Origin of the sequence: Arthrobacter sp. UYCu511 (genome assembly GCF_040547105.1) — a bacterium.
GTDB lineage: Bacteria > Actinomycetota > Actinomycetes > Actinomycetales > Micrococcaceae > Specibacter > Specibacter psychrochitiniphilus.
This window is the reverse complement of sequence record NZ_JBEPPB010000013.1, coordinates 37827-63554: the sequence shown is the minus strand read 5'-3', so window position 1 is coordinate 63554 and position 25728 is coordinate 37827. Positions and strand designations below refer to the sequence as shown.

General features: G+C 58.7%; 27 protein-coding genes. 10 read left to right on the top strand and 17 right to left on the bottom strand.

Translation table 11 applies throughout. The features are described 5' to 3' along the window. Positions 1-123: 123 nt before the first annotated feature. From ABIB48_RS15635 to ABIB48_RS15620, 4 genes are all read right to left on the bottom strand, one after another. Entirely contained in the window at positions 124-1392 is a 1269-nt protein-coding gene (locus ABIB48_RS15635; RefSeq protein ID WP_354213567.1) for a putative hexosyltransferase, read from the bottom strand. Further along, entirely contained in the window at positions 1385-2038 is a 654-nt protein-coding gene (locus ABIB48_RS15630; protein WP_354213566.1) for a DNA-3-methyladenine glycosylase I, read from the bottom strand. The genes ABIB48_RS15635 and ABIB48_RS15630 overlap by 8 nt, the downstream gene beginning before the upstream one ends. Continuing rightward, entirely contained in the window at positions 1995-2387 is a 393-nt protein-coding gene (locus ABIB48_RS15625) for a DivIVA domain-containing protein (protein WP_315912896.1), read from the bottom strand. Before ABIB48_RS15625 ends, ABIB48_RS15630 begins: the two co-directional genes overlap by 44 nt. 132 nt (positions 2388-2519) lie before the next feature. After that, positions 2520-3293, bottom strand: coding sequence for an LOG family protein (locus ABIB48_RS15620; protein ID WP_110107218.1), 774 nt, complete (start codon positions 3291-3293; stop codon positions 2520-2522). 128 nt (positions 3294-3421) lie between these two features. Between ABIB48_RS15620 and ABIB48_RS15615 the strand changes: the two genes are divergently transcribed. The 4 genes from ABIB48_RS15615 (at position 3422) to ABIB48_RS15600 (ending at position 6752) form a co-directional block, all read left to right on the top strand. Next, entirely contained in the window at positions 3422-4180 is a 759-nt protein-coding gene (locus ABIB48_RS15615; RefSeq protein ID WP_110107219.1) for an amino acid ABC transporter ATP-binding protein, read from the top strand. A gap of 141 nt (positions 4181-4321) precedes the next feature. Further along, the gene (locus ABIB48_RS15610) at positions 4322-5170 is read left to right on the top strand and encodes a glutamate ABC transporter substrate-binding protein (RefSeq protein WP_110107283.1); all 849 of its coding nucleotides are present in this window, start codon (positions 4322-4324) and stop codon (positions 5168-5170) included. Between the two features lie 92 nt (positions 5171-5262). After that, positions 5263-5913 carry an amino acid ABC transporter permease gene (locus tag ABIB48_RS15605; protein ID WP_110107220.1) on the top strand — a complete coding sequence of 217 codons (651 nt, stop codon included), beginning with the start codon at positions 5263-5265 and terminating at the stop codon, positions 5911-5913. After that, positions 5910-6752: an amino acid ABC transporter permease gene (locus ABIB48_RS15600; RefSeq protein ID WP_110107221.1), complete on the top strand. Its 843-nt coding sequence runs from the start codon at positions 5910-5912 to the stop codon at positions 6750-6752. Before ABIB48_RS15605 ends, ABIB48_RS15600 begins: the two co-directional genes overlap by 4 nt. A gap of 184 nt (positions 6753-6936) precedes the next feature. Here ABIB48_RS15600 and dapE read toward each other — a convergent pair whose 3' ends face one another. Further along, entirely contained in the window at positions 6937-8055 is a 1119-nt protein-coding gene (gene dapE, locus ABIB48_RS15595; protein WP_110107222.1) for a succinyl-diaminopimelate desuccinylase, read from the bottom strand. Between the two features lie 174 nt (positions 8056-8229). Between dapE and ABIB48_RS15590 the strand changes: the two genes are divergently transcribed. The 5 genes from ABIB48_RS15590 (at position 8230) to dapD (ending at position 13180) form a co-directional block, all read left to right on the top strand. Then, positions 8230-8916 (top strand): fasciclin domain-containing protein, encoded by a 687-nt coding sequence (locus ABIB48_RS15590; protein ID WP_396334180.1) that lies wholly within the window; start codon positions 8230-8232, stop codon positions 8914-8916. Positions 8917-8995: 79 nt separating this feature from the next. Further along, positions 8996-9577 carry an ECF RNA polymerase sigma factor SigK gene (gene sigK / locus ABIB48_RS15585; protein WP_315913323.1) on the top strand — a complete coding sequence of 194 codons (582 nt, stop codon included), beginning with the start codon at positions 8996-8998 and terminating at the stop codon, positions 9575-9577. Continuing rightward, on the top strand, positions 9577-10413 hold the full coding sequence (locus tag ABIB48_RS15580; RefSeq protein WP_354213565.1) for an anti-sigma factor: 837 nt from the start codon (positions 9577-9579) through the stop codon (positions 10411-10413). Before sigK ends, ABIB48_RS15580 begins: the two co-directional genes overlap by 1 nt. A gap of 126 nt (positions 10414-10539) precedes the next feature. Next, positions 10540-12129, top strand: a complete 1590-nt coding sequence (locus tag ABIB48_RS15575) for a molybdopterin-dependent oxidoreductase (protein WP_354213564.1) — start codon at positions 10540-10542, stop codon at positions 12127-12129. 37 nt (positions 12130-12166) lie between these two features. Next, on the top strand, positions 12167-13180 hold the full coding sequence (gene dapD / locus ABIB48_RS15570; protein ID WP_110107225.1) for a 2,3,4,5-tetrahydropyridine-2,6-dicarboxylate N-succinyltransferase: 1014 nt from the start codon (positions 12167-12169) through the stop codon (positions 13178-13180). 33 nt (positions 13181-13213) lie between these two features. Here dapD and ABIB48_RS15565 read toward each other — a convergent pair whose 3' ends face one another. The 6 genes from ABIB48_RS15565 to fdxA all read right to left on the bottom strand — a co-directional run bounded on the left by ABIB48_RS15565 (position 13214) and on the right by fdxA (position 17980). Continuing rightward, positions 13214-13825 carry a hypothetical protein gene (locus ABIB48_RS15565; RefSeq protein ID WP_354213563.1) on the bottom strand — a complete coding sequence of 204 codons (612 nt, stop codon included), beginning with the start codon at positions 13823-13825 and terminating at the stop codon, positions 13214-13216. 158 nt (positions 13826-13983) lie between these two features. Then, positions 13984-14607, bottom strand: coding sequence for a TetR/AcrR family transcriptional regulator (locus ABIB48_RS15560; protein ID WP_354213562.1), 624 nt, complete (start codon positions 14605-14607; stop codon positions 13984-13986). A 56-nt stretch (positions 14608-14663) separates the two neighbouring features. Continuing rightward, complete coding sequence (locus ABIB48_RS15555) at positions 14664-14849, bottom strand: hypothetical protein (protein WP_110107227.1); 186 nt, start codon at positions 14847-14849, stop codon at positions 14664-14666. A gap of 103 nt (positions 14850-14952) precedes the next feature. Beyond that, positions 14953-16236 (bottom strand): citrate synthase, encoded by a 1284-nt coding sequence (locus ABIB48_RS15550; RefSeq protein WP_110107228.1) that lies wholly within the window; start codon positions 16234-16236, stop codon positions 14953-14955. 216 nt (positions 16237-16452) lie between these two features. Next, positions 16453-17592, bottom strand: a complete 1140-nt coding sequence (dapC, locus tag ABIB48_RS15545) for a succinyldiaminopimelate transaminase (RefSeq protein WP_354213561.1) — start codon at positions 17590-17592, stop codon at positions 16453-16455. A gap of 64 nt (positions 17593-17656) precedes the next feature. Then, on the bottom strand, positions 17657-17980 hold the full coding sequence (gene fdxA, locus ABIB48_RS15540) for a ferredoxin (RefSeq protein ID WP_110107230.1): 324 nt from the start codon (positions 17978-17980) through the stop codon (positions 17657-17659). 108 nt (positions 17981-18088) lie between these two features. Here fdxA and ABIB48_RS15535 point away from each other — a divergent pair, with 108 nt between their 5' ends. Next, a complete protein-coding gene (locus ABIB48_RS15535) occupies positions 18089-18334 on the top strand; it encodes a putative acetyltransferase (RefSeq protein WP_245932277.1) in 246 nt (81 codons plus the stop codon). A gap of 48 nt (positions 18335-18382) precedes the next feature. Here ABIB48_RS15535 and ABIB48_RS15530 read toward each other — a convergent pair whose 3' ends face one another. The 6 genes from ABIB48_RS15530 to ABIB48_RS15505 all read right to left on the bottom strand — a co-directional run bounded on the left by ABIB48_RS15530 (position 18383) and on the right by ABIB48_RS15505 (position 25515). Then, positions 18383-18799 carry a hypothetical protein gene (locus ABIB48_RS15530; protein ID WP_354213560.1) on the bottom strand — a complete coding sequence of 139 codons (417 nt, stop codon included), beginning with the start codon at positions 18797-18799 and terminating at the stop codon, positions 18383-18385. Next, a complete protein-coding gene (locus ABIB48_RS15525; protein ID WP_354213559.1) occupies positions 18796-19794 on the bottom strand; it encodes a PIG-L family deacetylase in 999 nt (332 codons plus the stop codon). Before ABIB48_RS15525 ends, ABIB48_RS15530 begins: the two co-directional genes overlap by 4 nt. 126 nt (positions 19795-19920) lie before the next feature. Beyond that, positions 19921-21687 carry a dipeptide ABC transporter ATP-binding protein gene (locus ABIB48_RS15520; protein ID WP_354213558.1) on the bottom strand — a complete coding sequence of 589 codons (1767 nt, stop codon included), beginning with the start codon at positions 21685-21687 and terminating at the stop codon, positions 19921-19923. Positions 21688-21707: 20 nt separating this feature from the next. After that, positions 21708-22721, bottom strand: coding sequence for an ABC transporter permease (locus ABIB48_RS15515; protein ID WP_354213557.1), 1014 nt, complete (start codon positions 22719-22721; stop codon positions 21708-21710). Continuing rightward, complete coding sequence (locus tag ABIB48_RS15510; RefSeq protein WP_110107233.1) at positions 22714-23640, bottom strand: ABC transporter permease; 927 nt, start codon at positions 23638-23640, stop codon at positions 22714-22716. The genes ABIB48_RS15515 and ABIB48_RS15510 overlap by 8 nt, the downstream gene beginning before the upstream one ends. 228 nt (positions 23641-23868) lie before the next feature. Next, a complete protein-coding gene (locus ABIB48_RS15505; protein WP_110107234.1) occupies positions 23869-25515 on the bottom strand; it encodes a peptide ABC transporter substrate-binding protein in 1647 nt (548 codons plus the stop codon). Between the last annotated feature and the right edge of the window lie 213 nt (positions 25516-25728).

Below are 25728 nucleotides of genomic sequence, written 5' to 3'. Positions count from 1 at the left end.
CCGCATCCGCAGAGCTTTCCCCTGCCAAGCGTCGATGTTGTATCGCTCACAAACTATTATTCCGTATTTCAGTACCCGGGTGCTAATCGTTGCCTCAGCCGGTGACAATCGTGACATTCTTCCTTAGGGCGGCCAGGCCGCTCCGGTGCTGATCGCGGAGAATTGCCACAGCCAAACAACCCACACAATTTCCAAGATGCTGAACATGACCAGCACACTCCACCGGTAGGCACGCGAGTTAGAAATGAATGCCGCAGCAAGGGCCAGCGGAAACAGCGGCAGCAGCATCCGGAACGTGCTCGACTGCGGGTGCAAGACAGCCATCAGATACAGCAGGTACATGCCACACCAAATCTGCAGCTCCAGGCCAATGCGGCGCACGGCACGCGAATTCAGGTAGAGGAAGGCAAGAATCACCAGCAAAACCGGCAGCACCGGTCCCCAGAGCGGACCCACAAGGTCCACCCCAGCGTCGAACCACGGCTTGAACAGCACCAGCGCCGAGCCGCGCCATGCCGTCTCCGTGTCGGTGTAGGCGGTGCGCTCCCCCGTCACCCACCACGCGGTGAGCATCCAGGCGAACGCCATGACTGCGCTAACCACCAAGAGCACTAACCCACTGACCATCTCACTGCCAGGGAAAGGGCGCTCTTTCCGATGCCACCAGCGCAGTCCCACATGGATGGCAACGACGGCGGCAAAGGGCACCCCTGCTGGTCGGGACAGACACAGCAGAATCACCAGGGGGATCGCCGCAACGTACTTTTTCTTGATGAGCAGGTGGAGGGCAGCCGCCAAGAAGAAGATGCCCAGGGACTCGGCATAAGGAACCTGCAGGATGGCAGAAACAGGGAAGGCGGCGAAGAAGGCCACACCCCACAGCGCTGTCCCGGGCAATGCGAAATTCCTAAACAGCAGGTACATCATCAATGCAGCAGCCAACCCTGCCACGGTGGCCACAATGGCCCCGGCGCCCGCCCATTCCAATCCCGTCACCGCACTCAAACCGCGAGCCAGCATGGCGAAGACTGGGTAGAACGCCCATTGGTTGGGCTGCGCCGTACCGTCGTCGTTGCGTGGAATGGTGGTGGGATAGCCGCCGTCGAAAATTCGCTCGTACCACCCGGCATCCCACCTGTTGATGAAGGTCAGGTAATCGGGTTGCCGGCCACCCCAAGGAGACGCCTCAGCGTGCCATGCGGCGCCCAGAAAAATTGCGTAAGCCAACACCCTGGTAGCGGCATAGATCAGCGTTACCTTGATCCACCAGGGAGCCCGCCTAAGCGGCGCCAAGAAGCGGCGGAGCAGGGCATACAGCTCATCATTGATTGTTGGACCCGGTGACGGTTTTACTGGCAGCGTTGGTGACGCCCCGGATGCCACCTCATTCATGGTCATGAATTGTAGCCCCGGCCGCCAGCCAGCAACCGGGCTGGTGGTCATTGACCACACCCACTGCCTGCATCATGGCGTAGGCCGTAGTTGGGCCCACAAATGAGAAGCCGAGCTTTTTCAGGGCCTTGGCCAGTTGCTGTGATTGTGGTGTTTGCGCTGGGATGGGCTCGTCTGCGGCTCTGCGGGTTTGAGGTGCATTCTGCGCCAAGAGTGAGGCGAGAGTGATGCCTTCGGGCAAAGCCAGCAATGCCTTGGCATTGGATATGGTGGCATTGATCTTGAGTCTGTTGCGCACAATGCCGGCGTCATTCATGAGCCGTTCAAAATCGGTTTCATCAAAACTCGCCACACTATGCGGGTCAAAGTTCGCAAATGCTTCCCTGAATGATTCGCGCTTACGCAAGATCGTCAACCAGCTAAGGCCCGATTGGAAAGCCTCAAGGCTCAATCGCTCAAAGAGTTCGCGTTCCACGGACGCTGGATCCCCGGAAACCGGACGCGCCCATTCGGTGTCATGATAGCGCTGATACTGTTCATCGCGCTCCATTCCGCCCCAGGCACAGCGGGCCCTGCCGTCGCTGCCAACCACTGCGTCCACCTCAGGAAGCGGACTCGGTGTGCGCAGGTGCCGGAGAACCAGCATGGGTACTGGCCACAGGCGCGTCCAGCTCCGCAGCAGCACCAGTGTCCGGTGTGCCGGCTACTAACTCTGCAATGCGCAGATCCTTCGCAGCCAGTTCGTCACGCAGCCTGTCCAGGACCTCGTCCACTTGATCCATGCGGTAACCGCGCAACCCTAGGGAGAACCGCAATTTATCAACATCAGCCGGAGCAGGCTCGCCGGGGAGCAGCACTGGTGGCAGGTTCGCTACCGGTGTTGCCAAGACGTCGTCATAAACGGCATTCTCAGTCTGGGGCTTCTTCAAGCCCACAAGGTAAAGTCCGGCAACAGCAGCCACAACCACGGCTAGAAAGATCAAGAAATAGGTCACTAGACCATGGTGCCAGATGCACAGCGGGAATTGAGCAACATGTCCAGACTCGAGTTTCCCCTCGCTGCGACGCGCTGGCGCGGGGTAAGAGAAGGATCCACGCCAGCATCAGCCCTGCAGCAAGGCTCCGTTTCAGCCCTTGGCGGCTACCCTAGTTCCGGCCTTACCTTCCATGACTCGCTGTACGGCTTCCTCAGCCGTGTCAACAAGCTGAACAATATCCAGGTCCCCGGCCGAGACCAGGCCCTGTTCCACCATGACGTCCCGGACCCAGTCCATGAGCGGGCTCCAGAAGGTTTTGCCCAGCAGCACTATGGGGAATTGACTGACCTTGCTGGTCTGCACAAGAACCATGGCTTCAAATAATTCATCGAGGGTACCAAGACCGCCAGGGAGCACAATGAAGCCCTGTGCGTACTTCACAAACATGGTTTTCCGGGCGAAGAAATAACGGAAATCAACGCCCAGTCCAACCCACTCGTTCATGCCTTGTTCAAAGGGAAGCTCTATCCCCAACCCAATGGATAATCCACCGGCCTCGCTTGCACCACGGTTCGCTGCCTCCATGGAACCGGGCCCGCCACCGGTGATGACTGCCACTCCGGCTTCAACCAAAAGCCTGCCCACGTCAACACCGGCGGCGTAGTAGGGCGAATCCGGCTTGGTGCGGGCCGAGCCAAACACGCTGATGGCGGGGCCAATCTCTGCCAGGGCGTCAAAACCCTGAACGAATTCACTTTGGATACGCATAACCCGCCAGGGGTCGGTGTGGGTGAAGTCGCTGCTGTGCGGGGTTTCCAACAGGCGCGCATCGGCGGTGTCGAGACCGGCGCCGTTCTTGCGCCAGATTCCAAATCGTCGCAGTTCGGAGCGGATGGGGCGGCTGGATCCTGTAGGTGCACTCATGCCCCCAAGGCTACTAGTCCCAGCGGAATGGGGTGTGAGCGTGGAGATATTATCTCGTTACCGTTACGATCAGTGCCGATGTGGGGGAATTCACGCCCCTGTCCCCAGAAAATAGATAGATTGAAGGCATGACAAATCCCGTACATGCTCCTGCGCTCGTGGAACTCAAGGATGTAAATAAGCATTACAGCACCCTCCACGTGCTGCAGAATATTAATCTGCAAGTAGCCAAGGGTGAGGTTCTCGTTGTTCTGGGGCCTTCTGGATCAGGCAAGTCCACGCTTTGCCGCACCATCAACAGGCTCGAAACCATTGACACCGGTTCCATCACCATTGATGGCAAGGAACTGCCCAAGGAAGGTAAGGCACTGGCCAACCTTCGCGCCGATGTGGGTATGGTGTTTCAGTCATTCAACCTCTTTGCCCACAAAACCATTCTGGAAAATGTGACGCTGGGACCCATCAAGGTCAAGGGCATGTCCAAGGCCGACGCCGAGAAGCTCGCCTTGAGCTTGCTCGAACGTGTCGGTGTGGGACATCAGTCAGCCAAGCTTCCCGCTCAGCTCTCCGGTGGACAGCAGCAGCGCGTTGCGATCGCCCGGGCTTTGGCGATGAAGCCCAAGGTCATGCTTTTTGATGAGCCCACCAGCGCACTCGATCCAGAGATGATCAATGAAGTTCTGGACGTCATGGTTGAACTGGCTAAAGAAGGAATGACCATGGTGGTTGTCACCCATGAGATGGGTTTTGCCCGCAAAGCGGCGGACAGGGTCATCTTCATGGCTGACGGGCAGATTGTGGAAGAAGCTAGCCCTGAGGAGTTCTTCACCAACCCGCAGACGGCCAGAGCCAAGGACTTCTTGTCCAAGATCCTCACTAACGGGTAACTAACCCTCCCTATTTTTGGCTCGACGAGCCAGTTTGTTCCCGGCCAATATTGGCCGTTTATGAAAGGAAATCTCTTGAAAAAATTTCTCTCACGGAAGAGCCTCAGCGTAGCGGCCCTCCTCACCGCAGCAGCCCTGGCCATGACAGGCTGTGGCGGGGACACCAGCGGCGGTGGCAGCACTGACGGCGGCGGCAAAGACGCTGCTGGCCTGAGCTTTGACGTGGCTAAGGACGTTGCCCTGACCGGCAGCCCCACGTTCGATAAAATCAAGTCCTCAGGTGCCATCCGCATCGGTGTGAAGGAAGACCAGCCCGGCCTGGGCTACCTCAACGCCGCCACGGGTGTGCGCAGCGGTTTCGATATTGAAATAGCCACGTGGATGGCCGCTTCCTTGGGCGTCCCCGCTGACAAGATTGATTTCAAGGCGATTCCCTCGGCCAACCGTGAATCGGCCCTAGCCAATGGCGACGTTGACCTCTACGTGGGTACCTACTCCATCACGGACAAGCGCAAGAAGCTTGTTGACTTCGCCGGACCTTACTTCGTCACAGGCCAGGGCCTGCTGGTGGCCAAGGACAACACGGACATCAAGAGCGAGAAGGACCTGGACGGGAAGAAGGTTTGCTCCGCAACCGGTTCAACCCCCATCCAGAACATCCGCGATAACTTCCCCAAGGCCATCCCGGTGGAGTTCGATATCTACTCCAAATGCGTGGATGCGCTCAAGTCCGGCACGGTTGACGCTGTGACTACCGATCAGGCCATCCTGTTGGGCTTCGCCTCACAGGAGCCTGACAAGCTGAAGGTTGTGGGTGAGCCGTTCACCACGGAGAACTACGGAATCGGTCTGCCCCTGGGCGATACCGCACTGCGTACCTTCTTGAACACCACACTCACTGACGGCAACGCCACGTGGACCAAGATCTTCGATGCCACACTGGGCAAGTCCGGCACCAAGGTTGAGCAGCCCAAGGTTGACCAGTACTAAAAATCTTTGTTCGCGGTTGCGGTGCCCTGGCCTTGCCACGGCACCGCAACCGGTTCATCCTCCAGCCAATTCACTGAAAGCGACACTGCCCTGTGAATGTACTTATTGATAACAGCGAGCTGTTCCTCACCGGTTTCAAGAACACCGGAATTCTCTTTATCATTTCCGCGTTCTTTGCCTTGATTCTTGGCACCATTGTTGCCGGCATGCGCGTCTCGCCGGCACCCGCCATGAGGGCCGCCGGAACGTTTTACGTTAACGCGGTCCGCAACACACCTCTGACGCTAATTTTGGCCTTTTTTGCTTTGGGCTACCCCCAGCTGGGACTGCCCCAGATCAGCTTCATGAATGCCGCCATAGTGGGGCTCTCCCTCTACACGGCGACGTATGTTTGTGAGGCCATCCGATCTGGCATCAATACCGTCTCCGTGGGACAGTCCGAAGCCGCCCGAGCCATTGGCTTGCCCTTTATTCCAACCTTGACGCTGATTGTGCTGCCTCAAGCGTTCCGTTCCGTGGTGCCGCCGTTGTTCAGCGTGTTCATTGCGCTGTTGAAGAACACCACGGTTGCAGCAGGGTTCTCGGTGTTGGAGGCTGGCGCCATCCGTGCCTACCTCAGCGAACGTGGAGAACCCCTGCTGCCCGGACTGCTCTGGGTTGCCTTAATCTTCATTTTGCTAGTGCTCGGCATATTGTCACCGCTGCAGCGCTACCTCGAGAAGAAATGGAAGGTTGCGCGATGAGTTCAGTCCTTTTTGACGTTCCGGGCCCCAAAGCCCGCGCACGCTACGTCTACCTAAATATCATCACGCTCCTTGTAGTGGTTGGCATCATCGGCTTCATCTTGATCCGGTTCTACCAATCAGGGCAGTTCACAGCCCAAAAGTGGGAACTGTTCACTTATCCGCTGGTTCAGCAGAATTTGCTCAAGGCCATCGGTGCCACGCTGAGTGCCTTTGCCGTTGGTGCTGTGGGCTCTCTGGTGCTGGGCATCATCCTTGCCTTCGGCCGCCTCTCCGATACCAAATGGCTCAGCCGCCCCTGCTACTGGTTCACGGAAGTGTTCCGTGCAGTGCCGCTGCTGATCCTGATGATGATCATGTACTACGGGCTCCCCTCGGTGGGGGTTACGGGCATCACACCCTTTATTGCCGTCGTTGTGGGTTTGATCTTGTACAACGGTTCAGTTTTGGCCGAGGTATTCCGTGCCGGCATTGAGTCCCTGCCCAGTGGCCAGCGCGAAGCTGGACTTGCCATCGGTTTGAGCAATGGGCAGGTGCTGCGCAGCATCTTGTTGCCGCAAGCCGTCCGCGCCATGTTGCCAGTCATCATTTCCCAGCTGGTGGTGATCATGAAGGACACCGCACTTGGTTTCCTGATCACCTACAACGAGATTCTGAAATACGCGTCCGATCTCGGCTCGCAGGGCGACTTTGGTTTCCCCGTGGTCCCGGCGCTCATGGTTGCAGCCGTCATCTACGTGGGTCTGTGCCTGATCCTTTCGGGCGTGGCAAAGTTCGTGGAATTCAAGATGTCCTCCCGTGTGAGAGTTATCAAGGCCAAGGTCGGCATCGCCGGCTAGCCCGAACCAAACGCAAGTGCCGGTACCGTTCTTTGTAAAGAACGGCACCGGCACTTTGCTTTGCCCTCCGCCCCACCTTTTGCTTCACAGAGTAGCCGTCAATACGGCGCATGATGGAAGTCCGCCCCAGCTAAACGTCGCTATAAGGCCTATGACGGCATGTCCACCTCAATGACACGGGTATTCACGAGAGCCAGCGGGTCAGTGCGGCCAAACACTCGCGAATGGCCTCAGCGTGTACATGTTCGTTATCTGAGTGGGCCAGCAGCGCGTCACCGGGGCCAAAATTGACGGCCGGGATCCCCATCTCGCTCAGCCGGGCCACATCCGTCCACCCGTACTTGGGCAGAGGTTCCCGGCCCACCGCCGCCACAAACGAGGCCGCGGCCGGAGCGTTCAGACCGGGCCGGGCCCCCGCGGAGGAGTCCGTGCACACCAGCTCAAAGCCGCCCAGCAGTTCACGCACGTGTGCCTGCGCCTGCGCTGGGGTCTTATCCGGGGCAAATCTGTAGTTGATCTCCACCACGCACCCATCAGGGATGACGTTCCCGGCTGTTCCGCCATGAATTTTCACGGCGTTCATGGATTCGCGGTAATCCAACCCGTCAACGTTAACCGTGGCCGGCTCATAAGCTGCCAGGCGTGCCAGAATGGGTGCCGCAGCGTGGATTGCGTTCTCCCCCATCCAGGCCCTGGCCGAATGGGCCGCAAGTCCGCGTGTGGTTGCCTCAAAGCGGATGGTGCCGTTGCAACCACCCTCCACGGTCCCGTTAGTAGGCTCGAGTAGTATGCCAAAATCCGCGTTCAACAGTTCACGGTTTTCTAGCACCAGCCGTCCCAAGCCACTCTTGGCAGCAGCAACTTCCTCATGGTCGTAGAAAATAAAGGTTAGATCCTTGCTGGGGGCGCTTAGCCTTGCGGCCAACGCCAACTGCACCGCCACTCCCCCCTTCATATCGGTGGCACCGCGCCCATACAGCACCTCACCGTCCCACGAACTTGGCACGGTTCCACGTGAACCCGTCGCCGTGGGCAGCGGCACGGTATCTAAGTGCCCCGCTAAAATGATCCGTTCAGCCAAGCCCAATTCTGTGCGGGCAACAATGGCGTCACCGTTGCGTGTAATGCTCAGATGTGGGAGAAGACGCAACGCTGCTTCCACTGCATCAGCGAGCGTTTTCTCATGTCCGGAGACGCTTTCAATATTCATCAGGGCAGCTGTCAAGGCAGCCACGTCCCCCTTCAAATCAAGGACTGTAGTGGTACTCGACGGGGTGGTTGCCTGACTTCGCGGGGTGCTCATGGGCCCAGTTTACCGGCGTCAAAGCAACAGAAAAATATTTCTCAACTTCTTTCCAATCCATGTTTGCCGCGGCTCCGAAGTACTTCCTGACAGACCGCAACGGAGCTAAGCAAAACGGCAACGGAACGGACAGCAAAACGGAATCCTTCCGCTTTCACACTACGGAGAATCATCATGAACAGCACCTTGAAGTTTGGAAACCGTAAGAGCCTGAGCATGGGTCTTGGCATCTTGGCAATCGCAGCAATGGGTTTGACCGCCTGCAGCGGATCCACCACAGCCACCCCGAGCTCAGAAGCTCCCATGGCCTCAGAAGCACCCATGGCCAGCGAGGCTCCCATGGCAACAACAGAAGCCATGGCCAGCGATCTGGTAGGCCCCGGCTGCGCCGCCTACGCCGCATCCGTTCCCACCGGTGCAGGCTCCGTTGCCGGCATGGCTGCTGACCCGGTTACCACTGCAGCTTCAAACAACCCGCTGCTGAAGACCCTCACGGCCGCTGTCTCCGGCAAGCTGAACCCGGACGTAAACCTGGTTAGCACGCTTGACTCCGGTGAGTTCACCGTCTTCGCACCCGTTGATGACGCCTTCGCCAAGATCCCGGCAGCAACCATTGACGGACTGAAGACCGATTCTGCGGCCCTGACGTCCATCTTGACCTACCACGTGGTTCCCGGCCAGCTGGCCCCCAGCAAGATCGACGGCGAGCACACCACAGCTGAAGGCAGCACCCTGAAAGTTACCGGCAGCGGAGATGACCTGATGGTCAACGGCGCCAAGGTCATCTGTGGCGGTGTCAAGACAGCCAACGCAACCGTTTACCTGATCGATACAGTCCTGATGCCCCCGGCTAAGAAGTAATAGGGCACATCACTGAATTTCTCAAACACGCGGAGAAGGGTACGGGGCTATGGCCACAGATCGTGACAAGGTAGAGGCAATGCGTATACCTTGGCTACGATCCGTGGACACTCTGGCACCGCCAACCCATGAGGACCTCATCCGCCTCGTCGCCCTAGGCGACGAGGCGGCCTTCGCCGAACTCTACGACGCCGTAGCACCCCGAGTTTTCGGTCTGGTGCGCCGTGTTGTGAGAGACCCAGCACAAAGCCAAGAAGTCACCCAAGAAGTCTTTATCGACATTTGGACCCAGGCTTCCCGGTATGACGCAGACCGCGGCAAGGCCATCTCTTGGATTCTCGTCATTGCGCACCGCAAGGCAGTGGATAAGGTCCGGGCTAGCCAAGCCAGCAGCGACCGGGACCTACGCCAAGGCATCAAGGAATTCCAAGAAAGCTATGACGACGTTGCTGACACCGTGGAAACACGGTTGGAAGCCGAACGTGTCAATAAAGCTCTGGAAACCTTGACAGCACCGCAACAGGAAGCAATCAGGTTGGCCTACTACGGTGGATACACACACCAAGAGGTAGCTGACTTTCTCAAAATCCCGGTAGGGACTGTTAAAACAAGGATTCGTGACGGCATGATCAGGCTTCGAGACAGATTGGGAGTGGCATAATGGAACAGCAACTGCACCTCCTGACAGGCTCTTATGCCCTCAATGCTCTGGACGAGGGTGAACGCCAAGACTTTGAGCGCTACGCCTTAACAGATTCTCAGACCCTGGAAGAAGTTCGCTCCCTCAGCGCAACAGCTTCCCTTCTGGCCTATGGTACAGATGAAGAAACTCCTCCTCCGGCCTTGAAGGCGGATCTTATGGCGGCTATTCGCAATACCCGCCAGCTCCCGGCCACGTCAGTGGTCCGAGATATTAACTCTGCCAAGGGTTCTCATTCAGGAACGGGTGACCGGGATACACGGCACCCCGCAAAAACGGCCGACGCGCGGCGTACCCGCTGGGTTCCGACTCTGAGCGCCGCAGCAGCACTGCTTATTTTCGGTGGTGTTGGTGTGGGCGGCTGGGTTGCCGGCCAATCGAGTAATCAAAAAGCTATGGCAGCGAAAATTGTTGCTCTCCAAAAGCAGCAAGAGGCTTCCCAGGAGCAGCAGGACGCCATGTTGGCCATAGTGGGTTCCGCCGATGCCAAGATCGCCACCACCAGCTTGTCCGACGGCGGATCGGTAACGGTAGCTTCCTCGGTCAAGGCTAACAAAGCAGCCGTGATGGTCCAGAGCCTGCCCCCACTGCCCACAGATAAAGTTTATGAGATGTGGTTCATCTCGGCTGCAGGTGCAGTGCCTGCCGGGACCATGGTAAATGACACTCCCACAGTGCCGGCCATGGCGATCCTTCAGGGCCCTATGGGCGGTGCCACACATATTGGCATCACCGTTGAGCCCACCGGAGGTTCCCCCACCCCCACCACCACACCGGTGGTAGTGCAGTCACTCTAACGGGTTTATTCTCTGAATAAATGCCGTCGCGGCAGCAATCCGACGGCGGCTTGGCTCCGAAGTACCACTAAGTACATCTACCGTCAGAGACTGCGGTAGCCAAGCAACCGTTTTAAGGAGCCTCTGATGGCTAAGCAGGGCAATTCCGCCAGAAAAACTGACTGGCAAGGCAGATTTTTCGCATCGTTGGCAGGTGTGGTTTCAGCAGGACTTCTCTTCGGAGTGGCAGAACTCTTCTCGGGATTCTTTGGGCCGGCAGCTTCCCCACTAACGTCCGTGGGAGCCACATTTATTGACTTCACTCCGGCCTGGATGAAGAACTTTGCCATTGCAACTTTTGGAACCAATGACAAATTGGTCCTCTTGATCTCCCTGGTCATCGGCGCAGTAATTTTGGCTGCTGTGGCAGGTTTGTTGGCCCGCAAGAACCTCATGGCAGGCGCCTCTGCGGTGGTGGCTTTCGCCGTCGTCATGGGATTGTGCGTGATTTCACGAGCCGGCGCAGATACTTTGGATCTTATACCCTTGGTTCTGGGCACCGCAGCCGGACTCTGGGCACTGCGTTTGCTCATACGCGCTATCTCCACACGCCAGGGCACCTCTGCAGAGACTGAACAAGAGGGCCAGAGTGATCTAAACACCGGAACCAGCAGGCGCGCATTCTTGGTCCGCTCCGCTGCACTGGCGGGTGTGGCCGTTGTAGTTGGCCTGGGTGGCAGGGCGCTGACCAGCGCACGCAACACCACCGTAGCTTTCCGCGAAGCCTTGAAGCTGCCCTCCGCGAAGAGCAAGGCGGCCGCTCTGCCCGCTGGCGTTCAGGCACCCGTAGAGGGAGTTACCCCCTTCGTCACTGCCAATAAGGATTTCTACCGTATCGACACTGCTTTGGTGCCGCCGGATGTTGACCCCACCAGCTGGTCATTGCGTGTGCACGGCATGGTTGAAAACGAATTCACCATGACCTTTGATGAGCTCCTGGCGCAAGATCTTGTGGAGTCATACGTTACTCTGACCTGTGTTTCCAATATTGTTGGTGGAAACTTGGCAGGAAATGCTAAGTGGCTTGGCTACCCGTTGCGGGAGATCATGGCCCGTGCGAAGCCCAAGGATGGGGCTGACATGGTCTTGTCAACGAGCATTGACGGTTTCAGCGCCTCCACTCCCCTTCCCGCTTTGCAGGACGACCGTGAGGCTTTGCTGGCTGTGGGCATGAATGGTGAACCGCTACCAGTGGACCACGGTTTCCCTGTCCGCATGGTGGTTCCGGGGTTGTATGGATTTGTCTCCGCAACCAAGTGGGTGGTTGACCTTGAAGTCACCACCTTCGAACAAATGTCAGGATATTGGACCTCCCGCGGCTGGTCCTCGCATGGGCCTATTAAGACCGCTTCCCGGGTGGAAGTTCCCCGTGCGCTGGCCCGTGTGCCGGCCGGAAAGGTCGCGATCGGCGGCAGCGCCTGGGCCCAGCAATCCGGCATCTCCAAGGTTGAAGTCCAAGTGGACAACAATGGCTGGCAGCTTGCAACATTGGCTGATGAAGCCTCAATAGACACCTGGCGCCAATGGTCTTACTACTGGGAAGGCGCTACATCCGGAACTCACAAGGTACAAGTACGTGCCTACAACGGCGCCGGCGAGATGCAAATTGAGAAGCAGGCACCGCCGGAGCCCGATGGTTCCACCGGCTGGCACTCCATCACGTTCACGGTTGAGTAGTAAAGTTCAGTGGCAAAGTTGCCGATAAACTAAGGCCATGACCGAATCAGCTGCCCTGCCCGACCGTTCCGCCCATGGCTTTGGCCTTGCCACGATCACTGATGCGGGGGCTGTGCTCGATGTATGGTTCCCAGACCCCGCGCTGGGCTTGGCCACCGAGGCGCTGGGCAGCACTCCCGAAGCGAGTCCGGAGCTGTGCGCCCTAGCCGAGCTGGGCACGGATCAGGACAGGGGCGTGCACCAGAGCGTGGTCTTCGTCCAAATCAACCTCGACGCCGAACCAGTCGATGCACCTGACGCCTACCTGCGCCTGCATCTGCTCTCACACAGGCTTATCACCCCGAACAGCATCAACCTGGACGGCATCTTCGGCAAACTCAACAATGTGGTGTGGACCAACTTTGGCCCGGCCGCCGTGGATGGTTTTGAAATGACCCGGGCCAGGCTTCGCCGGCGCGGTGCAGTCACCGTCTTCTCGGTGGACAAATTCCCCCGCATGGTGGATTACGTGATCCCAACAGGCGTGCGAATAGGAGACGCAGATAGGGTCCGTCTGGGCGCTTATCTGGCTGCGGGCACCACTGTGATGCATGAGGGCTTTGTGAATTTCAACGCCGGAACACTAGGCGCCTCCATGGTGGAAGGCCGCATCTCAGCCGGCGTTGTGGTGGGCAACGGCACAGATGTTGGTGGTGGTGCCTCCATCATGGGCACCCTCTCCGGTGGCGGAGTGCAACGGGTGGTTCTGGGCGAACGCGTTCTGCTCGGCGCCAATGCAGGTGTGGGCATCAGCATCGGGGATGACTCCGTGGTGGAGGCGGGTCTGTACGTTACCGCCGGAACCCGGGTTAGGGTCATGGGCACCAAGGATGCCAGTACCAAGAATGACAGCGGTAGTAATGACAAGGACACGTCCGTGATAGTCAAGGCCAGTGAACTCTCCGGTGTACCCAACCTGCTTTTCCGCCGCAACTCCAGCTCAGGCGGCGTGGAGGTACTTCCTCGCCACGGCACCACAGTGGCCCTGAATGAAAGCTTGCACCTGAACTAGCGTGGCGGGCTCCTGCCCCGAGCCGGAGCTTCCTCACACCAGCAGATTCACCACCGGTTGGACGTAGCTGCGGAAATTATCCGGATCGTCGAGCAGATGCGAGCTCATGATCAACCTGTTGGGTTCAATGAACCAGGCCCGCGGCTCAGCCAGCGGAACTTCCACAATGATCAAGGTGAAGTCTCTGGAGCTGCGTCCCAGTTCCATTTCCCTGTTCTGCACCAGATCTGCCAGGATCTTGTGCGCGCCCATGGTCTCGCGCTGAGCGGCCATGCTTGAATACACTTGAGCTTGTTCCCTGGACCAGCTTACGGCTGAGCCAAAGTGGGCATGGGCCACACGTTGGAGTGCGGGCATACCGGCAAGCTCCGGAAAATCCGGGGGGCTCAGGCTTGGTGCATGGTCAGGTATCGCCTGCAGCAGCAGGCTCCACCAATACTCCCATTGGGCCCGCAAAGCATCGTCACCGCCTACCCCGGAGATCAAGAGGGAATGGTCCGCTGACCGTACGGCCGGAGCCACTTGGGACAGTGAGGGTGTTCCCGCACCCAACAGGCCAGCCACATCACGGAAGTACAAGGCCATGAGCATGGGTGTGCAGGTATCCATGGTAATCCGCCACCCTGGGCCACCGGTGTGATGCATGGCAATCTCCTCCAACCGTTGCATGGGAGGTGCAACAATCCCATATTCAAGACTACTCGCTTGGCCACGCCATAGTTAGGGAAATTGCCCGGTCTGCAGACCCCAGACACACTCAACTAACTACATGGTGTCCCGCATACGGGCATTTGTGGCACATATTAGGAAACGAGCAAGGAGAGCAGGTGGCGGCGCAAGGTGCTCTGACCCTGTGCTGGTGGCGCCCATGCGGGTTGTAGAACCATCCGCAGGCTCAGCCCGTCCAACAATCCCATGAGACGTTCCGCCTCATCCACGGGAACCAGCCCCGGCACAGCCAAGGGGTTTTCCAGCAATTGCAGCACTACCCGTCCCACCACCGCGCCGGTGGCCCGGTAATCGTCCTGAGCCGCATCAAAGAGCAGGCTGTTGGTGCGGGCGTAAAGCAAAAATTCCATATGTACCACAGCGTCAGCACTGCTTGCGGCATCAAGAGGCAAAAGCTCTTCCAAAACGCCTGCACATTTCTCGAGCAAGTCCGCAGGCTCCGTGGGCAGTTCCGTTTCCTCCAGCTCCACCAACTTATCAAGGGCGCGCAGGTGAATTCGCTCGGAATTGACCCGAAAAGCAAACTCCATCAATTCCGCTTGGTTCTCAAAATAATGCCGCACGGACCCCAACGCCAAACCGGCCTCAGCCGCCACGTTACGTAGCGAGGCTTGTGCCATCCCCCGCTCCTGCATAACCCTGAAGACGGCATCTGCAACAAGTTCACGGCGGTCATCCGCATCTACAATTTTCGGCACTCTACTGTTTTAGCACAGATGTCTCACATATACCCAGTGCAAGGGAGCCGGGGCTGCTACTTGCCGGCTGCCCCGGCTTTCTTCTTGTCCCGGCGCAGCAACACCAACAGCACGATCATGATGATAAGCGAGCCAATAAACCAGGGCAGGAACACGCTCTTGCCAATCAGCACCATGACGCCCAGGACCACAACAACAATGGGGAAAGCCATGGAAAACGTGTGCAGCAACAGGGTAGACATTTTCATATTATTTGCTTTCGTCGCAGGTAATACATGAGAAAACGGTGGGAGGCCCTCCCCAAGGGAAAGCCTCCCACCGCAGCCATACTTAACTATTGTGGTTTCACCGCGAGGGGTACATGCGTTCCGGTTCGCCTGTGTACAACTGGCGTGGGCGGCCAATCTTCGTCTCCGGGTCCTTCATCATCTCGCGCCACTGGGCAATCCAGCCCGGCAGGCGCCCAATGGCGAACAGCACCGTGAACATCTTCTCGGGGAAGCCCATGGCCTTGTAGATCAGGCCGGTGTAGAAGTCCACGTTCGGGTAGAGCTTGCGGGAGACGAAGTATTCATCCGTCAGGGCAACCTCTTCTAGGCGCATGGCGATCTCGAGGAGCTCGTCATTGCCGCCGAGCTTCTCCAGGATTTCGTGGGCCGTGGCCTTGACGATCTTGGCGCGGGGATCGTAGTTCTTGTAGACGCGGTGTCCAAAGCCCATGAGCTTGACACCGTCTTCTTTGTTCTTGACGCGCTCAACGAACTTCTCAACGGGCTCGCCGCTCTCCTGGATCTGGCGGAGCATGTTCAGCACTGCCTCGTTGGCGCCGCCGTGCAGCGGGCCAAAGAGTGCGTTGATGCCTGCGGAGACCGAGGCAAACATGTTGGCGTTGGCGCTGCCCACCATGCGTACCGTGGAGGTGGAGCAGTTCTGTTCGTGATCTGCATGCAGGATCAGCAGCAGGTCCAGAGCCTTGACTACTACGGGGTCCATCTCGTAATGCTCTGTGGGAACACCGAAGCACAAGCGCAGGTAGTTCTCCACCAGGTTCATGGAGTTATCCGGATACAGCATGGGCTGGCCGATGGACTTCTTGTGCGCGTAGGCGGCGATGACGGGCATCTTGGCCATGAGGCGGATGGTAGCCATCTCAACCTGCTCGTCGTCGAACGGGTCCAACGAATCCTGGTAGAAGGTGGACAGTGCCGAGACGGCGGAAGAGAGCACCGGCATGGGGTGCGCGTCGCGCGGGAAGCCGTTGAAGAAACCCTTGAGGTCTTCGTTGAGCATGGTGTGGCGGCGGATGCGCTGATCGAACGCGTCCAGCTCTGCCGGGGTGGGCAGGTTGCCGTAAATGAGCAGGTAGGAAACTTCCAGAAAGCTGGAGTGCTCGGCAAGTTCTTCGATGGGGTAACCGCGGTACCGCAGAATGCCCTTGTCACCATCAATGAAGGTGATGGCCGAGGAGGTGGCGGCCGTGTTGACGAAGCCGGGATCGTAGGTGACGTTCCCGGTGGTCTTCAGGAGCTTGGAAACGTCATATCCGGCGTTACCTTCGACAGCTTCAAGGACCGGAAGATCAAGCTCTCCGCCGTCATAGCGCAGGGATGCGCTCGTGGAATCAGTCATGGAATCCCCTTCATGAGGTGGCCTTGAAAAAGGCATTCAATAGTTCTAAAAATTCTCCGTCCGCGATGCATTCTCGCACCGGACCGAAAAATCCCCAATAATTCTTGGCAACATAAGCGTGCGGTGGCCTGGACGGCTACCTATGAAACTACCGCTTTATGTGCCTTCAACACTAATCCAGAGCGCATTTTGTGTGGAATATACGCCAAAAGTGGGCTATTTCGCACTGAGCCGCGTCACGGCGGCCGCAATGCGCTCATCGCTTCCTGTCAGTGCTACCCGGATAAAACCGTGCCCGGCTTCGCCATAAAAAGTGCCCGGTCCGGCAACAATACCCAACTCGGCTAGGCGGCCGATGGTGCTCCAGGTGTCCTCCCCCGCCGTGCACCACAGGTACAGCCCGGCTTCGGAATGGTGGATGGTGAGCCCAAAGGCTTCCAGCGCACCCACCAAGGCCTCACGCCGCCGCCGGTAGAGCGCCTTCTGCAAGCGCACATGCTGCTCATCGGCAAGAGCCACACGCATGGCCTCTTGCACGGGCATTGGCACAATCATGCCTGCATGTTTGCGGCTGTTGACCAGATTGGCCATGATGGCACTGTCTCCAGCAACGAAAGCCGCGCGGTAGCCAGCAACATTTGATTGCTTGCTCAGCGAGTAAACGGCCAAGAGATTCTCATGCGATCCGCCGCAAACGCGCGGATCAAGCACACTGGGAACAGCTTCGCCGCCGTTTTCTTCGTCCCAAGGCCCCCATCCCAGCTCGCCATAGCATTCATCTGAAGCTACGACGGCGCCAACCTCACGTGCCGCTGCCACCAACGCCGCGAGTTCGGCAACGCCACGGACAATTCCCGTGGGATTACCCGGGGAGTTGACCCAGACCAAACGCACCCTGGCGAGGGTCTCGGCGTCGAGCTCGTCAAGGGAGTCCGCAGCAACACTCGTGGCCCCGGCAAAAACAGCGCCCATGTCATAGGTGGGGTAGGCGACTGTGGGCCGCACCACCACATCTCCGGCACCCAAGCCCAGCAACAACGGCAGCCAGGCCACCATCTCCTTGGACCCCACGGTGGGCATAACATCCTCCGGGGAAAGCCCGGGAACGTTCCGACGCCGCGCAAACCACTCCACAATGGCTTCGCGCAGAGCCGGGGTGCCATGCGTTGTGGGGTAACCCGGGGCATCTGCGGCAGCCGCGAGGGCTTGCTGAACCAGGGCCGGGGTGGCATCCACCGGGGTCCCAATAGACAAGTTGACGAGCCCGTCGGGGTGCTTGGCGGCCGTCTGAAGGTAGGGGGCAAGCGCATCCCACGGGTAGTCGGCAAGCTGGAGGCCAAAGGGCTTGTGATTCACGGTGTCCTTGCTGTTCGCAGGTTGTGGTTCGCGCTCAGAGGGGAGCTGTTAGGCGCCTAAGCGACTAATCCTGGTTTTGCGGCGGAAGAGCCGCGATGATGGGGTGATCGGTGTGCGTGTTGCCGATCTTTGCCGCACCGCCCGGAGACCCCAGAACATCAAAGAATTCAACGTTGGCCTTGTAGTATTCGGCCCACTCATCAGGGGTGTCATCCTCGTAGTAAATAGCCTCTACGGGGCACACCGGTTCACAGGCGCCACAGTCAACACACTCGTCGGGGTGGATATAGAGCGAGCGTTCACCTTCGTAGATGCAGTCAACCGGGCACTCCTCAACACATGCCTTGTCTTTGACATCAACGCACGGCTGCGCAATTACGTATGTCACGGCCCCAACCTTCCTCGCAAGTCCTAATCCGGCACAAATCGCCACCGGCCCTCCCATTATCCCCTACCGCTGCCGCCCTCGCATCTTAGCGAGACCTAGTATGAAGAGGTGAACACTGCACTTGAGAGACTCGCCCAGCTTCCTTTGGGCACCCGCATGGTGGTTCGTTACAGGATTGAGGGCGGATTGACCGACGCCTTGGGCGAGCTGAGCTCCCGTGATGGCCTCAGCGCCACCCTTCTGACCCGTTCCGGTTCCGTCACCATCAATTACCACGACGTCCAGCTCGCCAAGGAGGTTCCCCCACCCCCGCCTCGCCGCAGCAGGCGTCTGCCAACGCCGCCCACCGGCTGAAAGCTCCGGCCCTTTTGCGATCCCACCGCCCTTGCGATCCTGCCGCCGTTATTTGCGTTGCGAACGTAAAACGGCCCACGCGAGCCATGCCGCCACCGGTGACATGATCGCAATCCCGTAGATCCACACGCTGCCTTGTACATTGCCCGTGATAATTCCCACTGAGCCCAATTGCAGCGATAAGGCTCCAGCCGTGATGTAAGCGCCCGCACCACAGAGCACACACACCCAAGCGTTCTTACTCCAAAGCCCCACATAGAGGGCCACAGCCACCACTAGCAGCAGTGCCAGGGCCGCACCGTAGGGGATTACTGTTGGCCCCGTTCCCACGTACCACGCGTGGCTGTGCAGCGAGGTGCCCAGCAATCCGCTGCCCACCCCAGCGCCAAGAGCGGCTGTAATGAGGGCCCAACGCTTAGGCGGGCGCGGGTACTGCGGGGCTTCTATCCCACCGGGCTCGCTCATGGGGCACCATAAATCTGTGTCAGATCCACGGCCACGAACTCCTCTGTAGCGAAGATATTGCGCCACACGTTATCGGAGAGTGCAAAACGCTCTCCCGCTACTGTGATCTGGGTGCGGTGAGCCTTCATGGCCGCCGTCTTGGCGCCTAGATCCCCTGCCACCGCTATTCGCGGCACCCCTGCCGCAAGGGGACGTTCGGGCCGGTCGCTGACAATGGCGTACACGGCGGGTACCGTCCAGCCCGCTAACTCATCCTGCCCGGCAGATCCTTCACCAGAAGAGGCGGCAGAAGAGGCGGGTGAGGCGGCTTCGCGAAGGGCTGCCATGGTGAGCTGGTGGGTCCGGACGTGATCGGGGTGGCCGTAGCCGCCATCGGCGGCATAACTGACCACCACGTCGGGGCGTAGGGAACGGATCGCAGCGGCCAGCAAGGGCGCAACCTGCTCCAACGGCTCCCGGGAGAAGGAACCGGACAGCACTACAGGAGCTGCCATGGCCCGGCCATCAGCACCCCACGCCATGCCGGAGTCGCGGAACACAACAGGGCCGGAGGCGGGCGCCGTGAGTCCCTGACCCAGCCACATGTGTTCGTGGACTCCCAAAGCCGAAAGCGCAGCAGCCAACTCACGTTCACGTTCTTGGGCCAGCCCGGCACCGGGCGCTGTGTCCCCCTCGGGGGCCGCTACGTCGTGGTCCTCCCCCTGGCCGCGGGCGTCTAGAGCCTGCTCTTCGAAAGCGTGCGTGACCAGCGCAAACGCACTCTGGTCTACTTCCAAATGGGCCAGCTCAGCAGGAATGACCTCCCCCAGCTCACCGCGCGTACACGTCACCAGCACCACGCGGGCCCCGGCAGCGGAACAGGCCGCCATGGTGGCCCCGGTGACGATGGTTTCGTCGTCAGGGTGGGCGTGGATGAACATAATGGTTGAACCCTGGCCCACCCCCGGAAGCAGGGGCAGGGGTACGGAGACCGGCATGCCGGGGATGAAAGTCATGCCTCTAATCTACCGGCCCAGGCAGCCACCGTCCTGCGCCGGGGTAAGCAAAAGGCCGGCACCCCCGCAATGGTTGCCCTGGGTGTGCCGGCCTTTGCCATGCTCATGCTGTAACTGCGTTGTGCGCTAGATTCGGAGTTGCGCTCCGGGAATGGCGCTGAGCAGGTCCTGCGTGTACTTCTGCTGCGGATTGTTGAAGACCTCATCAGTGGTGGCCTGCTCAACGAGCCGCCCGTGCTGCATCACGGAGACATCGTCCGCAATCTGGCGGACCACGGCGAGGTCGTGCGTGATGAAGAGGTATGTCAGGCCCAGTTCCTCCTGCAGCTCGTTGAGCAGGTTCAGTACCTGCGCCTGAACCAATACATCTAGCGCTGAGACGGCCTCATCACAGATGATGACATCCGGGTTTAACGCCAGAGCCCGCGCAATTGCTATGCGCTGGCGTTGACCGCCGGAGAGCTCATTGGGAAAGCGCTGCATGGTGGAGGACGGCATGGATACTTGATCCAGTAACTCGCGCACCTTCTTCTCCCGCGACTTGGCGTTCCCAATTTTGTGGATCTTCAGCGGCTCCTCAATAGTGCGGTAGATATTGAACATCGGATCCAGAGAACCGTACGGGTCCTGAAAGATGGGCTGCACCCGGCGGCGGAAGTTAAAGAGCGCCTTCCCTTTCAGGGTGTTTACCTCCACCCCGTCGAACAGGATGCTTCCCTCAGTGGGTGCCAACAGGCTCAGCGCCATCTGCGCCACCGTAGACTTGCCGGAGCCAGACTCGCCCACAATCGCCATAGTGGTGCCGCGCTTGACGCTGAAGGAAACGTTATCCACGGCCTTGAAGTCCGTAGATTTACCCAGCGAGCCGCGGAGCTTGAAGACCTTGGTTAGATTCTTGATTTCCAAGATGGTCTCCCCCCGGCCCGCAGGTTTCTTGTGACTGCTGAGCTCGCCTTCGTGAGCTACCGCTTCCATCTTCCTGACATCGGCGGGTTCGCTCACTTCCACGGTGGTTGCTGCCGCGGCTGCGGCCAGCGCCTCCCGCGCCTTCCCAGACTGCAGCCGTTTGGATGCCAGTGAGGGCGCCGAGTTCACCAAGCGCTGCGTGTACGGGTGACGCGGGTTGCGCAGGATCTCCAGTGCGGGCCCCGATTCCACCACCTGGCCTTTGTACATCACCACGAGCTTTTCGGCACGTTCCGCCGCCAAACCGAGATCATGGGTGATCAGCAGCACGGCGGTGTTCAACTCTGTAGTCATGCGGTCAAGATGGTCCAGGATCTGGCCCTGCACCGTCACATCCAACGCCGAAGTGGGTTCATCGGCAATGAGCAGGCGTGGACGGCAGGCCAAGCCAATGGCAATCAATGCGCGCTGGCGCATACCTCCGGAGAACTCATGGGGGTACTGCTTGGCGCGTACCGCTGCATCGGGCAGTCCCGCTTCGGCGAGTACCTCCGCCACGCGTTCCTTGGAATTGGAGCCAGCCAAACCGTTGGCCTTGAGCGTCTCCTTGACTTGGAACCCAATTTTCCAGACCGGGTTCAAGTTGGACATTGGGTCCTGAGGAACCATGCCGATCGAGTTGCCTCGCAGTTCAATGATCCGCTTCTCGCTGGCGTGGGTAATGTCCTCACCGTCAAAGATGATCTGGCCTCCACTTACCCGCCCGTTGGAGGGGAGCAGACCAATAGCAGCCAGGGCCGTGGTGGATTTGCCCGAACCGGACTCCCCCACGATTGCCACTGTTTCTCCGGGCATGACCGTCAGATGAGCATTGCGCACAGCATGGACTTCCCCACCCTGCGTGTCAAAGGTGATGGCTAGGTCCCTGATTTCCAGCAGCGGGACATCATCAATGCCCGGCGCTGCTGGACGGGGGGACTTGTTCATGTTGGAACCGGACAAGCCGATCACCTCTTCCTAGCTTTGGGATCCAGGGCGTCGCGCAGGGCGTCACCAAGCATGATGAAACTCAGCACGGTCACGGACAGTGCCGCCGCGGGCCAGAGCAGCACCGCAGGGTTGTTGCGCACTTGCGGCTGGGCATCGGAAATATCGTTACCCCACGACATGACACCCGGGGGAAGTCCCAGACCTAGGAAGGACAAGGTCGCCTCAGCAACAATGAAGGTGCCTAGGGAGATGCTGGCCACCACAATGATGGGGGCCAAGGAGTTGGGCAGTACATGCTTCACCAGCGCACCGAAGGGCGAAAGCCCCAAGGCCTTGGACGCCGTGACGTAATCCGAGCTTCGGTTTTCAATCACTGCTCCGCGCGTGATTCGTGCAATTTGGGGCCAGCCGAAGGTCACTAGTGCTATCACAACCGTCCACACGCTCTTGTTGTCCCGGAAGAGGGGCAACTGGTTGATGATGATGGCACCGAGGATCAAGGGCAAGGCAAAGAAGACATCCGTCAGTCGAGCCAGGATGTTATCTAGCCAGCCGCCGTAGTAGCCAGCGAGGGCACCCATGATCCCACCAATGATCAGCACACCGATGGTGGTGAAGATACCCACCGTAAGTGATGCCCGGGTGCCGTGGATCATGCGGGCATAAACGTCGCACCCCTGAAGGGTGAAGCCCAGCGGGTGCCCGGGGCGCGGGCCTTCTGCCGAATCGTTCAGCGTGCAGCTCGTGGGGCTCACGCTTGCGAACCACTGAGGGAAGACGGCCACCACAACAACCAGCACAATCAGCAGCGCAGAGATGATGAACAGCGGTTGCTTGCGCAGGTTGCGCCAGGCCTCCGCCCACAAGCTGAGGGGGGCACCGCCTTCCTCTACCTTGTCCACTGCGGCAAGCGGTGTTTCCTCCAGCGGTGCAACGTAATGCTCAATCACGCGTGTGGAGGTTTTGCCCAGACGCAGGGACTTCGAGCCCAGATTACTCGGTTCGTTCTTATTGCTCAGGTTCTCAGACATAGCGAATCCTCGGGTCTAGCACGGCGTACAAAAGGTCCACAACGAGGTTGGCAACCACAAACACGACTACCAGGATGCTTACTACGGCAACCACCGTGGCACTTTCACCCGTCAGGATTGCCTTGTAGAGCAGGTTGCCAATGCCCGGGACGTTAAAAATGCCCTCCGTGACAATGGCACCGCCCATGAGAGCGCCGAGGTCAGCACCTAGGAAGGTGATTACGGGGATGAGGGAGTTACGCAGGATGTGGACCACCACCACGCGCCGGCGGCTCAGGCCCTTGGCGGTGGCCGTACGGACATAGTCAGCGTTCATATTCTCGCTGATGGATGCCCTGGTCAGCCTAATCACATACGCCAAGGATACGAGCCCCAAGACCACGGCAGGCAGAATCAGTTCATTCCAAGGCGCCGATCCGCTGACAGTGGGCTTAGCCCAGCCGAGCTGTACACCCACCACGAGCTGAAGCACGAAGCCCAGGACGAAGGTGGGGATGGCGATGACCACTAGGGATGCCACCAAGACAGTGCTGTCAAACAGCTTGCCCTTGCGCAGGCCCGCGATAACGCCGAAGAGGACGCCGAACACGGTTTCGAAGGCCAGCGCCATGATGGCGAGCCGCGCGGTGACGGGGTAGGCGCGGGCAATGACAGCAGAAACTTCCTGGCCGGAGAAGGTCTGGCCAAGATTGAGCGTCACAAGGTTTTTAAGATAGAGCCCATACTGCACCCAGAAGGGCTGGTCGAGGTTGTACTGCGCACGCAGGGCTGCCTCCACCGCTGGGGCCATAGGCTTGCCGCCGGACAGGGCTGCGATGGGGTCACCAGGTGTAGCAAAAACAAGAAAATAAACCAGGAGGGTTGCCCCGAAGAACACGGGGATCAACTGCAAGAAGCGGCGGAGCGTAAACATCAACATGGGTGTTTCACCCCAGTCTGCGGTCGGAAGAACAATTCAGTCATCAAATTACCTGTTCACTAGCTGTCTGTGTGCGAACACCGCCCGTGGGTTGTAGTTCGCGAGCAGTCGCAATGTATGAGTGTGGCAGGGCATGGTTTAGGGAACGAAAAAAAGGGAACCCGGGTCAAGGCCGGGTCCCCCTTTTTTTCATGCCATAACTATGTCCATGCTTGGGTGTCGCCGTTGTTACTTAGCGGTGACTTCGTAGTACAGCGGAACACCATTCCAACCGAAGGGCACGGTGTTGACGTTCTCGCTCCACACGCCCTGGACAGCCTGGTACCACAGGGGGACAACCGGCAGGTCCTTGAGCAGGATTTCTTGGGATTCGTTGAACAGCTTGTTGCCGGCTTCAACGCTTGTCGCAGAAAGTCCTTCCTTCAACTTGGCGTCAAAAGCAGGATTGCTGTAGTTGCCATCGTTGGAGCCTGCACCGGTACCGTACAGCGGCCCGAGGAAGTTGTACAGCGACGGGTAGTCAGCCTGCCAGCCGGCTCGTGAGGCACCGGTGAGCTTCTTGGAGTTGACCAGCGCGCGCATTTCCTTGAACGTGGCGATCGGGTTCAACTCTGCCTTGATTCCCAGGTTGGTGGAAATCTGGTTGGCCATGGCCGTGATGTATTCCTTGTTGCCGGCACCATCGATGTTGGAAGAGATGGTGAAGACCTTGCCTGCGGGCCAGGGACTGATAGCGTCAGCCTTTTCCCACATGGCCTTGGCCTTAGCGGCATCAAACTTCAGGACATCAGCACCGGGGAGGCTGGCGTTGTAGCCATCCAAGACCGGTGAGGTGAAGTCCGCAGCAACCTTCTTGTTGCCATAGAAAATCTTGTCAATGATCTGCTGGCGGTCAATGGCCATGGAGATGGCCTGGCGGCGCATCTGGCCGGCCTCGCCCTGGAATTCCGGCAGGTATGACGGGATGGTCATCGTGGCATTGCCAGCGTAAGGCTGGTTGACATTGCGTCCGTCGAAGTCAGTCTTGAAGTTCTGCAGGCCGCTCGGCGGCACCTGGTCCAGAATGTCCAGGTTGTTGGACTGAACCTCGGTATAGGCGGAGTCCATGTTGTTGAAGATCTTGAATGTCACGCCTCCGTTCTTGGCCTTGCGTGGTCCATTGTACTTCTCGTTGGGAACCAACGTGATGGAAATTTCGTGCTTCCAGCCGTCCGCTGCCAGCTTGTACGGGCCGTTGCCAACGGGGTTCTCACCGAATGACTTGGTGTTGTCATAGGCCGTAGCGGGTAGCGGGTAGAAGGCTGTATAGCCAAGGCGAAGCTGGAAATCCGATTCCGGCTGTGCCAGCTCCACCGTGAAAGTTGTATCATCTACAACCTTCAGGCCTTCCATCTTGTCCTCTGTGGATCCTTCAGCGGAGACCTTGTCGTAGCCCTTGATGGACTCGAAGAAGTAGCTGTTCAGCTGCGCGTTCTTGGCTGCGGCACCGAAGTTCCAGGCATCCACAAAGCTTGCTGCAGTGATGGCACTGCCATCACTGAACGTCTCACCGGACTTGAGCTTGATGGTGTAGTTCTGGGAATCCTTGGTCTCAATGGACTCCGCAAGTTCATTGACAATTGCACCATCGGCGTCGTAGCTAACCAGTCCGGAGAAGATCAGGTCCATGACACGGCCACCACCTACTTCGTTGGTGTTGGCTGGCAACAGTCCGTTGCCAGGCTCGGTGGTGTTCGCTGTGATCACCTTAGTGGTGTCACCACCGGCGTTGCTGCCGTCTGTGCTGTCATTGCTGCTACCGCCACCGCAGGCGCTCAGTGAGAGGGCCAGTACAGCCGCAACTCCTAGCGCTTTGTACGTCCTTGTGAAACGCATTCCGCCTCCTTATTTGAGATTTACTCGAGCCAAAACCCGGTTGTACCGGATACGGAATTCATCATTGAACCCGACAGTGTCTTAACTCATACTCATAGAGGCTATCGTCATTGGTTACTGGCAAGTACCACTAAACGCTTTCGACGCGGATCGTAATAGAGATGAGACCTTGACCACAGCCATGGTAATTGGCCCGAGGACATAGTCTCAGAG

Coding starts and splice junctions, on each gene's coding strand:
- ABIB48_RS15610 (WP_110107283.1), top strand. CDS start 4,322: ATGACAGGCTGTGGCGGGGACACCAGCGGCGGTGGCAGCACTGACGGC.
- ABIB48_RS15510 (WP_110107233.1), bottom strand. CDS start 23,640: ATGTTGATGTTTACGCTCCGCCGCTTCTTGCAGTTGATCCCCGTGTTC.
- ABIB48_RS15550 (WP_110107228.1), bottom strand. CDS start 16,236: ATGACTGATTCCACGAGCGCATCCCTGCGCTATGACGGCGGAGAGCTT.
- ABIB48_RS15590 (WP_396334180.1), top strand. CDS start 8,230: ATGAACAGCACCTTGAAGTTTGGAAACCGTAAGAGCCTGAGCATGGGT.
- ABIB48_RS15525 (WP_354213559.1), bottom strand. CDS start 19,794: ATGACTTTCATCCCCGGCATGCCGGTCTCCGTACCCCTGCCCCTGCTT.
- ABIB48_RS15530 (WP_354213560.1), bottom strand. CDS start 18,799: ATGAGCGAGCCCGGTGGGATAGAAGCCCCGCAGTACCCGCGCCCGCCT.
- ABIB48_RS15565 (WP_354213563.1), bottom strand. CDS start 13,825: ATGCATCACACCGGTGGCCCAGGGTGGCGGATTACCATGGATACCTGC.
- ABIB48_RS15600 (WP_110107221.1), top strand. CDS start 5,910: ATGAGTTCAGTCCTTTTTGACGTTCCGGGCCCCAAAGCCCGCGCACGC.
- dapE (WP_110107222.1), bottom strand. CDS start 8,055: ATGAGCACCCCGCGAAGTCAGGCAACCACCCCGTCGAGTACCACTACA.
- ABIB48_RS15615 (WP_110107219.1), top strand. CDS start 3,422: ATGACAAATCCCGTACATGCTCCTGCGCTCGTGGAACTCAAGGATGTA.
- ABIB48_RS15505 (WP_110107234.1), bottom strand. CDS start 25,515: ATGCGTTTCACAAGGACGTACAAAGCGCTAGGAGTTGCGGCTGTACTG.
- ABIB48_RS15580 (WP_354213565.1), top strand. CDS start 9,577: ATGGAACAGCAACTGCACCTCCTGACAGGCTCTTATGCCCTCAATGCT.
- ABIB48_RS15520 (WP_354213558.1), bottom strand. CDS start 21,687: ATGAACAAGTCCCCCCGTCCAGCAGCGCCGGGCATTGATGATGTCCCG.
- ABIB48_RS15555 (WP_110107227.1), bottom strand. CDS start 14,849: ATGTCTACCCTGTTGCTGCACACGTTTTCCATGGCTTTCCCCATTGTT.
- ABIB48_RS15635 (WP_354213567.1), bottom strand. CDS start 1,392: ATGAATGAGGTGGCATCCGGGGCGTCACCAACGCTGCCAGTAAAACCG.
- ABIB48_RS15630 (WP_354213566.1), bottom strand. CDS start 2,038: ATGCTGGTTCTCCGGCACCTGCGCACACCGAGTCCGCTTCCTGAGGTG.
- ABIB48_RS15620 (WP_110107218.1), bottom strand. CDS start 3,293: ATGAGTGCACCTACAGGATCCAGCCGCCCCATCCGCTCCGAACTGCGA.
- sigK (WP_315913323.1), top strand. CDS start 8,996: ATGCGTATACCTTGGCTACGATCCGTGGACACTCTGGCACCGCCAACC.
- ABIB48_RS15515 (WP_354213557.1), bottom strand. CDS start 22,721: ATGTCTGAGAACCTGAGCAATAAGAACGAACCGAGTAATCTGGGCTCG.
- dapD (WP_110107225.1), top strand. CDS start 12,167: ATGACCGAATCAGCTGCCCTGCCCGACCGTTCCGCCCATGGCTTTGGC.
- ABIB48_RS15575 (WP_354213564.1), top strand. CDS start 10,540: ATGGCTAAGCAGGGCAATTCCGCCAGAAAAACTGACTGGCAAGGCAGA.